Genomic DNA, 12,125 nt, shown 5'->3' with positions numbered 1-12,125 from the left:
TCTCCTGCGCCAGCGAGGCCCTCCATGTTCGCCGCCGCCTTCACCGCATTCGGGCAGGTGTTCTCGCCGCTCCTGCGCGGCGTTCTGTTCAGATCGGTGCTGCTGGCGCTGGGGGTGCTGGCGGTGCTGGCCATCGCCCTGTTCGCGGCGGTGGAATCTCTCGCGAAGCTGCCCTATCCCTGGCTCGATACCACGCTCGCCATCATCACCGGCCTCGGCCTCGTGTTCGGCATCGCCTATCTCGTTCCGGCGGCCTCCTCGCTGGTGGCCGGCCTGTTCGTGGACGAGGTGGCGGAGAAGGTGGAGCGGGCGAGCTATCCCGACGATCCGGTGGGCACGCCCCAGCCGCTCGCGACCTCGCTCTATTATTCGGCGCGCTTCTTCGTGCTGGTGCTGGCGGTGAACCTGCTGGCGCTGCTGCTTTTGCTGGTGCCGGGCGTCAATCTCGTCGCCTTCTTCCTGGCCAACGCCTATCTGCTCAGCCGGGAATATTTCGAGATGGCGGCGATGCGCTTCTGCTCGCCCGCCCAGGCCCGCGCTTTGCGCCAGGCGAACGCCACCAGCATCTTCATCGCCGGCCTGCTGATGACGCCGCTGCTGATGGTGCCGATCCTCAATCTCATTATGCCGGTGTTCGGCACGGCGTTCATGGTGCACCTCCACAAGCGGCTGAAGGTGATGCCGACGCAGCGGCTGATCGAGGCCTAGATCGGCTTGTCCGGCCAGCGGCAGAGATCGTTGATGGGGCAGATCGGGCAATCGGGCAGGCGGGCCTTGCAGATGTAGCGCCCGTGCAGGATCAGCCAATGGTGGGCGTGGCGCTTGAAGCGCTCGGGAATGCGCGCCTCCAGGCCCAGCTCCACCTCCAGCGGGGTGGCGCCGGGGGCAAGGCCGGTGCGGTTGGCGACGCGGAACAGATGGGTGTCCACCGCGATGGTCGGCAGGCCGAAGGCGATGTTCAGCACCACGTTGGCGGTCTTGCGGCCGACGCCGGGCAAAGCTTCGAGCGCCGCGCGGTCGACGGGCACCTCGCCGCCGTGGCGTTCCAGCAGCAGGCGGGAGAGCTCGGCCACGTTCTTCGCCTTGCCGCGGAACAGGCCGAGGGTGCGGATGAAGCCGGCGATGCCCTCTTCCCCGAGGGCCACCATGGCGGCCGGCGTCGGGGCGGCGGCGAACAGGCCCTTGGTGGCCTTGTTCACGCCCACGTCGGTGGCCTGGGCGGAGAGCACCACCGCCACCAGCAAGGTGAAGGGATCCACATAATCCAGTTCGCCCTTGGGCACGGGATCGCGCCGTTCGAACCGCGTGAAGGCCTCGACGATCTCGGCCTCGCTCCAGGGGGCAACCGTGCGGCCGTGCGCGGCGGCGGCGGCATTGGCCACCGCGCGGCGGCGCGGGGGAACGACGCCCGCCGCCGCCTCCGCCTTCAGGCGCCCGGCGGGGGAAGCGGGAAGAACGGGCTTGGCGCCGGGCTTCGCGGCCCTCGCGGATGTCGCGGCCCTTGCGGATATCGCCGCCGGCTTGGGTGTCGCGGTCTTGGTGGGCGTCGCGATCCGGGCGCGTCCAGCAGGCTTGGCGCCGGCCTTCGCCGAGCTGGCGGGGGTCGCGGCAAGTTGAGAGCCGGCTGGGGGAGATGTGGTTTTTCGCGCCATTTTGTCCCTATAATCCCTGCCATGACGAAGGCCAATGACCTGCCTCTGCCTTTCCCCGAGGATGGGGAGCCGACGGTGTTCGCCGCCACCATGGCGCCGCACCGCTCGCTGTCGCAGCGCGGCTTTCTGCTGTTGATGCTGGGCGTGGGCGCCATCAGCTTCGCGTGCGGCAGCCTGTTCCTGGCCATGGGCGCCTGGCCGGTGTTCGGCTTCTTCGGCCTTGACGTGGCGCTGATCTATTTCGCCTTCCGCGCCAATTTCCGCTCGGCCGCGGCGCGCGAATATATCCGTGTCACACCGAGCCTGATCCAGGTGCGCCACGTGCCGGCCGCGGGCAAGGCGCTGGATTTCCAGATGAATCCCTTCTTCACCCGGCTGTGGCGGCGCGAGGTGGAGGAGTTCGGCACGATCGACATGGCTCTGGTCTCGCGCGGGCGTCACACGCCGGTGGGCATCCATCTCGGCCCGGTGCAGAAGGGCGAGCTGGCGGACGATCTCAACGCCGCCTTGCTGGAAGTGAAGCGCGGCGTGACGCGCACCGTGTTCTGAGCGGCGGGGAAATCGGGTGGGCGCCGGTGGCGAAAGCTGGTGAGATGGCTCAACGATCCCTAAAAGGAGCCACGCCCGTGCTGCTGCACGATTCCCCCTTGTTGACTCTGCCCCCGGTGGCTGGCTTTGCTCCCTTGACCCCCGCCAACGAGCTGGACATCGCCGCCGCCGATTACGACGTCGTGCGCCGCGCGGTCGCCTATGTCACCACCCACATGCGCCAGCAGCCGGAGGTGGAGGAGATCGCCCGCGCCGCCGGCGTCACCAGCCGCGCGCTGACCGAGGTGTTCCGCCGCTGGTGCGGCCTCACCCCCAAGGCATTTCTGCAGGCGGTCACGCTCGATCGCGCGCGCCAGGTGCTCGCCCAGAGCGGCAATGTGCTCGACGCGGCGCTGGAGCTGGGCTTGTCGGGTCCCGGCCGGCTGCATGATCTGTTCGTGGTCCACGAGGCCATGTCGCCGGGCGAATGGAAGACCGGCGGGGCCGGGCTCGTGATCCGCTACGGCTTCCATCCCTCGCCGTTCGGCCTCGCGCTCGCCATGGCGACGCCGCGCGGCCTGTGCGGGCTCGCCTTCGCCGATGCGGGCGAGGAGCGCTCGGCCTTCGCCGATATGGCGGCGCGCTGGCCCAATGCTGCTTTCGTGGAGGAGCCGGCCGCCACCGCGCCGCTGGTGCGCTGCATCTTCGATCCCGCCGCCTGCCGCGAGGACCAGCCGCTGCGCATCGTCTTCATCGGCACGGATTTCGAGGTGCGGGTGTGGGAAACCCTGCTGCGCATTCCCATGGGCCGCGCCACCACTTATTCCACCATCGCCGACCGCGTGGGCAGCCCCAAGGCGGCGCGGGCGGTGGGCGCGGCGGTGGGCAAGAATCCCATCAGCTTCGTGGTACCGTGCCACCGGGTGCTGGGCAAGAACGGCGATCTCACCGGCTATCATTGGGGCCTCACCCGCAAGCGCGCCATATTGGGCTGGGAAGCGGGAAAGGTGGAGGGGTAGGGAGTTTACGCTACGGTCTTTGACCATGCCGTTTCTCCCTCTCCCTCCCGCATTCCCCCTCCCCACCGCTTCCCCGCAAGTGGGGGAGGGAACAGGCTGGTCGAGATTGGGACTCTGATTTCTCAAAGCCGAGCCATCAGCCCCCTCTCCCGCTTGCGGGGGAGGGCTGGGGAGGGGGAAGGGGGAAGGGGTAGCGCAAGGGCGATCCGGTCCGCGCTCCGGCTTTTCCGGCCGCTGCGAGTGCTCTCTCTCTACCGAGGGCCCCCTCCCTGACCCTCCCCCGCAAGCGGGAGAGGGGAGGGACGGTAAGGGGCGCGACCGGCGTTCCCCAAGCCAAGCCATAAGCCCCCTCTCCCGCTTGCGGGGGAGGGCTGGGGAGGGGGGTGAAGGGTAGCGCGAGGGCGCGCTCCGGCTTTTCCGGCCGCTGCGAGTGCTCCCTCTCTACCGAGGGCCCCCTCCCTGACCCTCCCCCGCAAGCGGGAGAGGGAATGGGGGGCGTCCGAGGTGGGAATCTGCTTCTCGAAACCGGAGCTAAAAGCTTTCTTCCCCGTGTCATCAGCTCCCTCTCCCGCGTGCGGGGGAGGGCTGGGGAGGGGGAGGGGTGAAGGGGTCGCGCGAGGGCGCTCTCCGGTCCGCGCTCCGGCTTTTCCGGCCGCTGCGAGTGCTCCCTTTCTACCGAGGGCCCCCTCCCTGACCCTCCCCCGCACGCGGGAGAGGGGAGGGACGGTAAAGGGTGCGACCGGCGTTCCCCAAGCCGAGCCATCAGCCCCCTCTCCCGCTTGCGGGGGAGGGCTGGGGAGGGGGAAGGGTGAAGGGGTCGCGCGGCGGCTTTTCCGGCCGCTGCGAGTGCTCCCTCTCTACCGAGGGCCCCATCCCTGACCCTCCCCCGCAAGCGGGAGAGGGAATGGGGGGCGTCGAGGTGGGAATCTGCTTCTCGAAACCGGAGCTAAAAGCTTTTTTCCCCGTGTCATAAGCCCCCTCTCCCGCTTGCGGGGGAGGGCTGGGGAGGGGGAGGGGTGAAGGGGTAGCGCAAGGGCGCTCCGGTCCGCGCTCCGGCTTTTCCGGCCGCTGCGAGTGCTCTCTCTCTACCGAGGGCCCCTCCCTAACCCTCCCCCGCACGCGGGAGAGGGGAGGGACGGTAAGGGGTGCGACCGGCGTTCCCCAAGCCGAGCCATCAGCCCCCTCTCCCGCTTGCGGGGGAGGGCTGGGGAGGGGGAAGGGTGAAGGGGTAGCGCGAGGGCGCTCCCGGTCCGCGCTCCGGCTTTTCCGGCCGCTGCGAGTGCTCCCTTTCTACCGAGGGCCCCCTCCCTGACCCTCCCCCGCACGCGGGAGAGGGAATGGGGGCGTCGAGGTGGGAATCCGCTTCTCGAAACCGGAGCTAAAAGCGTCCTTCCCCGAGCCATCAGCCCCCTCTCCCGCGTGCGGGGGAGGGCTGGGGAGGGGGAAGGGGGAGCACTGGGGAAGGAGAACGCCGGGCGCGACCTCAATCCTTCGCGAGCGCGAAGCGCAGCAGGATGGTGCGCTGGATCGGGCTGAAATTGTCGTCGGAAATGAGCGTCAGCAGCGTCTCGCCCGCCGCGTTCACGGTCACGGCCAGGCCCTCCATATTGTCGATCTCATAGCCCATGTCGGCGGTGAACAGGATGTCGCCCTTCAGCACCGCGCCGGGCGCCACGTCCTTCAGCTGGAACCGGCGGATCTGCATGGAGACGCCCGTCGTCACCGCATAATGGCGCTCCAGCAGGAACAATTCGCCGTCCGGTCCCAGCGCCGCATCGGTGGCGCTGAACACGCCGCTTTTCGCAATGGTGAAGGTGCCCGGCTTCGGCCCGCCGATGATGAAGCCGGGCAAATCGGCGTCATTGGTCGCGCCCACTTCGCCGATGCCCAGCAGCGCCCCGGCGAGCGGGCCGGAGGGCACATAGACCAGGCTTTCCAGCCCCAGATTGTCGCGCAGCGCCTTCACGCCCGGCGGCACCGGGATCGGCTTGCCCTTCTGCCCCAGCGGGTCGAGGCCGGGGAAGGACCAGATCTCGTTCACGTCCTCCAGGCCGACGAAGATGTTCTGCGGGCCGATGGCGAGGGATTCCGCATCGCCCCGGTTGTTATCCGCGAGCGGCGCGCCTTTCTGGTCCAGCAGCGCGGCCGCCGTCACGTCGGCAAGGCCGGTGGGCCGGTCGCCCTCCGTGACGAGCCGCCCGCGCAGGAACAGGCCGGCATCCGTGACGGCGAGGAAATGCGCGCCGTCGGCATCCAGATGGAACGCGGATATGCCGCCGAAGCCGGGGAAGGGCGAGGTGAGCCGCAGACCGCCGCGATAGATCAGGGCGCCGAAACGGGTGTCGTCCTTGCGGGGATGGAAGGTGGGAAGCGGCGTCGCCTGCACCTCGATCGCCACCGGCTCCACCGGCAGGCTGGGCGGCTTGGACAGCGCGTGCCCCACGAGCCCGGTCGCGATGACGGCGGCGAGGGCCAGGCCCGCGAGCCAGCGGGCGCGGGCCCCGGACTCGCGGGGGCTGCCTTCCCGCGCGCGCCCATTGGGGGCGCGAACCTCGCGCGCGTCCCCACCGCGCGCGTCCCCACCGCGCGCGTCCCCACCGCGCGCGTCCCCGCCGCGCGCCGCGGCGTCGCGCGCCATCTCCGAATGTCCCGCCCGGTCCGGTCCCATGTCAGTGCAGCCGCTTGCGCCCGCTGGTCTTGGCGGGTGCGGGCGGGGTTTCGGAGAACAGTTCCGCCAGCTTCTCGGTCATCACGCCGCCCAGTTCCTCGGCGTCCACGATGGTGACGGCGCGCTTGTAATAGCGCGTCACGTCATGGCCGATGCCGATGGCGATCAGCTCCACCGGCGAGCGGTTCTCCACCTGCCAGATGATGTGGCGCAGGTGGCGTTCCAGATAATTGCCGGCATTCACGGAGAGGGTGGAATCGTCCACCGGCGCGCCGTCGGAGATCATCATCAGGATCTTGCGCGCCTCGGGGCGGCCGAGCAGGCGCTGGTGCGCCCAGTCGAGCGCCTCGCCGTCGATATTCTCCTTCAGCAGCCCCTCGCGCATCATCAGCCCGAGATTGCGCCGCGCCCGGCGCCAGGGCGCGTCGGCGGATTTATAGACGATGTGGCGCAGATCGTTGAGGCGGCCGGGATTGGCGGGCTTGCCGCCGGCAAGCCAGGCTTCGCGCGATTGCCCGCCCTTCCAGGCGCGGGTGGTGAAGCCGAGCACCTCCACCTTCACGCCGCAGCGCTCCAGCGTGCGGGCAAGGATATCCGCGCAGGTGGCGGCCACCGTGATGGGGCGCCCGCGCATGGAGCCGGAATTGTCGATCAGCAGCGTCACCACCGTGTCGCGGAACTCGGTGTCGCGCTCGCGCTTGAAGGAGAGCGCCGCGCCGGGATCGGTCACCACGCGGGAGAGGCGCGCGGGATCGAGGATGCCTTCCTCCAGGTCGAATTCCCAGGCGCGGTTCTGCTGCGCCAGCAGGCGGCGTTGCAGGCGGTTGGCGAGGCGCGAGACGACGCCCTGGAGATTGCTCAATTGCTTGTCGAGATAGGAGCGCAGGCGCGTCAACTCCTCGGTGTCGCACAGCTCCTCGGCGTGCACCTCCTCGTCGAACTTGGTGGTGTAGGCGTGATATTCCGGGCCCTTGGTGTCGGCCGCCTGGGGCGAGCGGGGCTGCCAGGGCTCGGCGGCCTCCTCGCTGTCGCCCATGTCGCCGTCGTCGGGGCTCTCGGCCGGCGGGCCGGCCTCGCTCTCCACCGCGCTGTCGGGCAATTCCTCCTGCGCGAGCTCGGCTTCCACCTCGGTCGCGCCCTGCTGGCTGTCGTCCTCGCTGGCCTCGCCCTCCTCGCCGCCCTGCTCCTCGCGGCCGGCGGGATTGTCGTCCTCCTCGCTCTCCTTGTCGCTCTCCAGGCCGCTTTCCTCGCCCATTTCCAGGGAGGTGAGCAGTTCGCGCGTGATCTCGCCGAACTTCTTCTGGTCCTCGATGCTCTCGGCGAAGCGGGCGAGGTCGCCTTCGGCGCGGCTCTCGATATAGTCGCGCCACAGATCGACGATCTTGCGGGCGGCGGGCGGCGGGGCCTGGCCGGTGAGGCGCTCGCGCACCATCAAAGCGACCGCGTCCTCGATCGGCGCGTCGGCGCGCTCGGTGATGTCGGCGAAGGGGCCGCGATGGTAGCGGTCGTTCAGCATGGCGCTGATGTTGCGCTGGACGCCGGTCATGCGATTGCCGCCCAGCGCCTCGACGCGGGCCTGCTCCACCGCCTCGAACACGGCGCGGGCGGTGTCGCCGGTGGGCAGCATCTTGCGATGGACGCCCTGGTCGTGGCAGGCGAGGCGCAAAGCGAGGGAATCCGCATGGCCGCGCACCACGGCGGCATCCTGGCTGGAGAAGCGGCGCGGCGGCTCGGGCAGGCGCACGCGGTCGGGGGTCAGCGAGGGGCGCTCGTTGGCGAAGGTGACGTCGAACTCGCTCACCCCGGCAATCGCCTTGAAGCAGCCGGTCACCGCGCGCTTGAAGGGTTCGGCGGGCGCTTCCTTGGGGGCGGTCTTCACGGTCTTGTTGGAGGGAGGCATCGCCGCTGGCCCTGTGTTTGGCGCGCTGCGCGCCGGTCACGACATGGTGCCGCCGCCGGGGCGGCGGGGAGGGGGCGGCCCATGGGGGCCCTCTCCCTCCTCAATCCTCCACTGCGGAGGAAGGCGCGCGTCCGCAGGACACGCGCCATGGGCCTCAGGCGAGCGCGACGTTGACCGTGCTCTCGGTCAATTCGACGCCGAAGCAGCGCTGGTACAGCTCCGCCACCAGCGCACGCTCCAGCTCGTCGCACTTGTTGAGGAAGGTCACGCGCAAGGCGAAGGCGAGATCCTTGAAGATGTCCGCATTCTCGGCCCAGGTGATGACCGTGCGCGGGCTCATGACGGTGGACAGATCGCCGTTGATGAACGCGCTGCGGGTCAGGTCCGCGAGGCGCACCATGCGGTTGACGATGTCGCGCCCTTCCGGGGTCTGATAGTGCTTCGCCTTGGCGAGCACGATCTCGACCTCCTTGTCGTGGGCGAGATAGTTCAGCGTGGTGACGATGGACCAGCGGTCCATCTGGCCCTGGTTGATCTGCTGCGTGCCGTGATAGAGCCCGGTCGTGTCGCCGAGGCCGACCGTGTTGGCGGTGGCGAACAGGCGGAACGAGGGGTGCGGGCGGATGACCCGGTTCTGGTCCAGCAGGGTCAGGCGGCCGGAGACTTCCAGCACGCGCTGGATCACGAACATCACGTCCGGGCGGCCGGCGTCATATTCGTCGAACACCAAGGCGATGTTGTTCTGGAGCGCCCAGGGCAGGATGCCGTCGCGGAATTCGGTGACCTGGAGGCCGTCCTTCACCACGATCGCATCCTTGCCGATCAGGTCGATACGGCTGATGTGGCTATCGAGATTGATGCGGATGCAGGGCCAGTTGAGGCGCGCCGCCACCTGCTCGATATGGGTGGATTTGCCGGTGCCGTGATAGCCGGTCACCATCACGCGCCGGTTGTGCGCGAAGCCGGCGAGGATGGCCAGGGTGGTGGGACGGTCGAACAGATAGTCAGGGTCGAGATCCGGAACATGACTTTCGGCCTCGGAAAAGGCCGGCACTTCCATGTCGATGTCGATGCCGAACACCTGGCGCACCGACACCTTCATATCCGGGGTCGGGGCAATGGTCTCGGTGCCGCTCATAACGCCTCCGTATGCGCGCGTCGCTGCGCGCGCGTCGTCTTGCTTGTTGATCCGTGCGGCACCTTAAAGGTTTTTCCGCTGCTGCAAAAATTCTCTCGGCGGGGCGTCTCGTCGCGGCCGCCGTCCGCGTGTTCAACAAAAACCGGCTTGTTTCAAGGTGTTGTAGGCCTGGATCACGTTGCGCAACCGGTCCTCGGCGGAACGGTCGCCGCCATTCACATCGGGATGATGGCGTTTCACCAATTCCTTGAAGCGCGCCTTGATCTCGACGCCGGTGGCGGAAATCTCCAGGCCGAGCACTTCCAGCGCCTGCCGCTCCAGCGTGCGCACCATGCGGCTTTCCGCCTGCGGGGGCTCGAAGCCGGCGGTGCCGCCCATCTCCTGGGTGAAGCCGAACGGATCGCGATAGCCCCCGTTCGCCGCCCCGTCCGCCCCGCGGGTGCCCATGCGCCAGGTGGGGCGATGGCCGGTGATGGCGTCCTTCTGATAGGCGAACACGGCATCGTCGCTCATGCCGGCGAAATAATTGTAGGACTGGTTGTACTGCTTCACATGGTCGATGCAGTAGTTCCAATACTCCCCTTCCGCCGCCCGCCCCTTGGGGGCGCGGTGCGTGCCCTCGCGCGTGCAGCCGGGCCAGTCGCAGGCGGCGCAGGTGGGCCTGCGCAGGCGATCGGCACTGGGCTTCACCCGGATGCGGTCGAAGAAGGGGGAGTCGATCTTCATAATGCGATTATGGCCGTCGCGCCGCAGTGCGGCAAGCTGAGGGAATGAAAACAGGAGAGCCGCCTAAGGCGGTATCGGGCGACGGGCGCGACGCGACGAGGCGCCGGGCGTCTGGCGCAGATATAAGAGCGCGGGCCCTTTTGCGCCATGGCGCAATGATCCAATCCTGTGCATCGCGTCCGCGCCTTCGGCCGCATTGACGCGGCGACGCAGGCGGCGTTACCTCTTCGCCCATGGAACCTTCACCCACGACGGCGCATCTCGCGCGCATCCGCTCCACGCTTCAGGCGGGATTGACGCCGGCCACCCTGGCCGTGGAAGACGAAAGCGCGCTGCACGCGGGGCATGGCGGCGCCACCCGGCGCGCTGATGGGGGCATCACCCATCTGCGGGTCCGCGTGGTGGCGCAGGCCTTCGCCGGCAAGAGCCGGGTGGAACGTCACCGTCTTGTGAACGCCCTGCTGGCGCAGGAGATCGCCGAGGGCCTCCACGCCATCGCCATCGACGCCAAAGCGCCGGGAGAAGGGGCGCCGGGCGAAGGGGCGCCGGGCGAAGCCGCGTCCGGACTCTAGGCATGGACGCGCCCGCCGCCCCCGCCGCCTCGCCGATGACCGCAGAGGGCGGGATCGTCGCCGAAGGCGCGCTGGTGCTGTTCTCGGGCGGCCAGGATTCCACGACCTGCCTCGCCTGGGCGCTGGAGCGCTTCGCGCGGGTGGAAACGCTGGGCTTCGATTACGGCCAGCGCCACCGGGTGGAACTCGACGCGCGCCAGAAGCTGCGGCCGGCGCTCTCCGCGCTCGATCCCGGCTGGGCCGCGCGGCTGGGGGAGGACCACACGCTCTCCCTCGACGCGCTCGCCGCCGTCTCCGACACCGCTTTGACGCGGGACGTGGAGATTTCCATGGGCGCGAACGGCCTGCCGAACACCTTCGTGCCCGGCCGCAACATCATCTTCCTCACCTTTGCCGCCGCGCTCGCCTATCGGCGCGGCCTGCGCCACATCGTCGGCGGCATGTGCGAGACCGATTTCTCCGGCTATCCCGATTGCCGCGACGACACCATCAAGGCGGTCCAGGTGGCGCTCAATCTCGGCATGGACAGCCGGTTCGTGCTGCACACCCCGCTGATGTGGATCGACAAGGCGCAGACCTGGGCGCTGGCCGCGCAATTGGGCGGCGCGGCGCTGGTGGATCTGATCGTGGAGGAGACCCACACCTGCTATCGCGGCAAGCGCGGCGCGCGCCACGACTGGGGGCACGGCTGCGGCACCTGCCCGGCCTGCCAATTGCGGGCGGAGGGGTATCGCCGCTTCGCTGCCACGCGCGCCTGAAGGAGAGGCAGAATGAGACGTTCGGCATCCCATGTTTCGGCCGGCGCGCTCGCGTGCGGCCTGCTCGCGCTCGCGCTCGCCGCCATGCCCCGGCCGGCGGGCGCGGCGAGCTTCGACTGTTCCGCCGCCAAGGCGCCGGACGAAAAGGCCGTCTGCGCCACGCGCAGCCTCAATGACCTCGACGTGAAGATGGCGACGCAATACGCCATCGTCACCCGCCTCGTCGGCATGGGCCAGCGCGGCGACCTCCAGGACCAGCAGCGCGCCTTCCTGAAGCAGCGCGCGGCCTGCGGCGGCGACGTCGCCTGCATCGCCAAGGCCTATCGGGACCGCATCGCGGTGTTCGAGGGCGTGGTGGACGGGGTGGTCGCGCGCGGGCCGTTCTGATCTCCGGCTCAGAGGCGCCACGGAGTCATTCGTGGCGCGATAAGCACCCGAAATCGCGGTTTCGTCCGCGGAAAGGGCGCGGCGAAGCCCCAGTAAACCTCTGTTCGTCTGCGCTAAGTTATTGTTTCACGTGAAACATTTTGGGCCGGATCGGGCCTCAGGCGAACGGCACCGTCCCGTCCCCCTCGCCGAGCGCGCGTTGCATCAGCACGGTATCCAGCCAGCGGCCGAACTTCAGCCCGGTGTTGCGCAGCACCCCGATATCCTCGAACCCGCAGGCCCGATGCAGCGCGATGGAGCCGGAATTCGCGCTATCGCCGATCACCGCCACCATCTGGCGATAGCCGCGCGCCTCGCTTTCGGCGATCAACATGTTCATGAGCGCCCGGCCGATGCCGCGCCCCTGCGCCGTCGGGGTCACATAGACCGAATTCTCCACCGTCCAGCGATAGGCGACACGCGGGCGAAAGGCGCCGGCATAGGCATAGCCGAGCACCGTGCCGTCGGGATCGAGCGCCGCGAAATAAGGATAGCCGCCGGCGATCAGGGCTTCGAAGCGGCGGGTCATCTCCTCCAGGCCGGGCGGGTCCAGCTCGAACGAAGCGGTGCCGGTGCGCACCGCCGCGTCATAGATGGCACTGATGGCGGGGAGGTCGGAATGGGTGGCGAGGCGGATCAACATGGCGGCGTCATAGAGGGTTTTGGCGCGCAGGGGAAACCGCTTCTCCCCGAGAACACGCGCCGGCACAAGAGGATGGGGCGTTCACGCGGGTCCGG

12 protein-coding genes are annotated in these 12,125 nt (G+C 69.0%); 6 read left to right on the top strand and 6 right to left on the bottom strand.

The window, feature by feature from the left end; all coding sequences use genetic code 11:
• The first annotated feature begins 24 nt into the window (after positions 1-24).
• Complete coding sequence (locus V5F84_RS18490; RefSeq protein ID WP_394041587.1) at positions 25-708, top strand: sulfate transporter family protein; 684 nt, start codon at positions 25-27, stop codon at positions 706-708.
• On the opposite strand, the gene nth is transcribed toward V5F84_RS18490, so the two are convergent.
• On the bottom strand, positions 705-1,652 hold the full coding sequence (nth, locus tag V5F84_RS18485; RefSeq protein WP_394041586.1) for an endonuclease III: 948 nt from the start codon (positions 1,650-1,652) through the stop codon (positions 705-707). The two genes, V5F84_RS18490 and nth, sit on opposite strands and share 4 nt — an antisense overlap.
• Positions 1,653-1,673: 21 nt before the next feature.
• Here nth and V5F84_RS18480 point away from each other — a divergent pair, with 21 nt between their 5' ends.
• Complete coding sequence (locus V5F84_RS18480) at positions 1,674-2,201, top strand: DUF2244 domain-containing protein (RefSeq protein ID WP_394041585.1); 528 nt, start codon at positions 1,674-1,676, stop codon at positions 2,199-2,201.
• A 107-nt stretch (positions 2,202-2,308) separates the two neighbouring features.
• Entirely contained in the window at positions 2,309-3,199 is an 891-nt protein-coding gene (locus tag V5F84_RS18475) for a methylated-DNA--[protein]-cysteine S-methyltransferase (protein ID WP_394041747.1), read from the top strand.
• A 1,483-nt stretch (positions 3,200-4,682) separates the two neighbouring features.
• Here the strand turns inward: V5F84_RS18475 and V5F84_RS18470 are convergent.
• The 4 genes from V5F84_RS18470 to V5F84_RS18455 form a co-directional block, all read right to left on the bottom strand.
• Entirely contained in the window at positions 4,683-5,837 is a 1,155-nt protein-coding gene (locus tag V5F84_RS18470) for an esterase-like activity of phytase family protein (RefSeq protein WP_394041583.1), read from the bottom strand.
• 31 nt (positions 5,838-5,868) lie between these two features.
• Positions 5,869-7,767 carry a cobaltochelatase subunit CobT gene (gene cobT, locus V5F84_RS18465; RefSeq protein WP_394041582.1) on the bottom strand — a complete coding sequence of 633 codons (1,899 nt, stop codon included), beginning with the start codon at positions 7,765-7,767 and terminating at the stop codon, positions 5,869-5,871.
• A 154-nt stretch (positions 7,768-7,921) separates the two neighbouring features.
• Positions 7,922-8,905 (bottom strand): cobaltochelatase subunit CobS, encoded by a 984-nt coding sequence (cobS, locus tag V5F84_RS18460; RefSeq protein ID WP_348847127.1) that lies wholly within the window; start codon positions 8,903-8,905, stop codon positions 7,922-7,924.
• 132 nt (positions 8,906-9,037) lie between these two features.
• Positions 9,038-9,631 carry a J domain-containing protein gene (locus V5F84_RS18455; RefSeq protein WP_394041581.1) on the bottom strand — a complete coding sequence of 198 codons (594 nt, stop codon included), beginning with the start codon at positions 9,629-9,631 and terminating at the stop codon, positions 9,038-9,040.
• A 233-nt stretch (positions 9,632-9,864) separates the two neighbouring features.
• Between V5F84_RS18455 and V5F84_RS18450 the strand changes: the two genes are divergently transcribed.
• The 3 genes from V5F84_RS18450 to V5F84_RS18440 are packed head-to-tail and all read left to right on the top strand — an operon-like array spanning position 9,865 to position 11,348.
• Entirely contained in the window at positions 9,865-10,203 is a 339-nt protein-coding gene (locus V5F84_RS18450) for a BolA family protein (RefSeq protein WP_394041579.1), read from the top strand.
• A gap of 35 nt (positions 10,204-10,238) precedes the next feature.
• The gene (queC, locus tag V5F84_RS18445) at positions 10,239-10,961 is read left to right on the top strand and encodes a 7-cyano-7-deazaguanine synthase QueC (RefSeq protein WP_394041746.1); all 723 of its coding nucleotides are present in this window, start codon (positions 10,239-10,241) and stop codon (positions 10,959-10,961) included.
• 12 nt (positions 10,962-10,973) lie between these two features.
• Positions 10,974-11,348 carry a lysozyme inhibitor LprI family protein gene (locus tag V5F84_RS18440; RefSeq protein WP_394041578.1) on the top strand — a complete coding sequence of 125 codons (375 nt, stop codon included), beginning with the start codon at positions 10,974-10,976 and terminating at the stop codon, positions 11,346-11,348.
• Between the two features lie 157 nt (positions 11,349-11,505).
• Here V5F84_RS18440 and V5F84_RS18435 read toward each other — a convergent pair whose 3' ends face one another.
• Positions 11,506-12,030 carry a GNAT family N-acetyltransferase gene (locus tag V5F84_RS18435; protein WP_394041576.1) on the bottom strand — a complete coding sequence of 175 codons (525 nt, stop codon included), beginning with the start codon at positions 12,028-12,030 and terminating at the stop codon, positions 11,506-11,508.
• Between the last annotated feature and the right edge of the window lie 95 nt (positions 12,031-12,125).

This window comes from Roseixanthobacter liquoris, assembly GCF_043195135.2.
Lineage (GTDB): Bacteria > Pseudomonadota > Alphaproteobacteria > Rhizobiales > Xanthobacteraceae > NCEH01.
The sequence above is the reverse complement of the archived record's forward strand: the minus strand, read 5'-3'. Positions and strand labels throughout refer to the sequence as shown.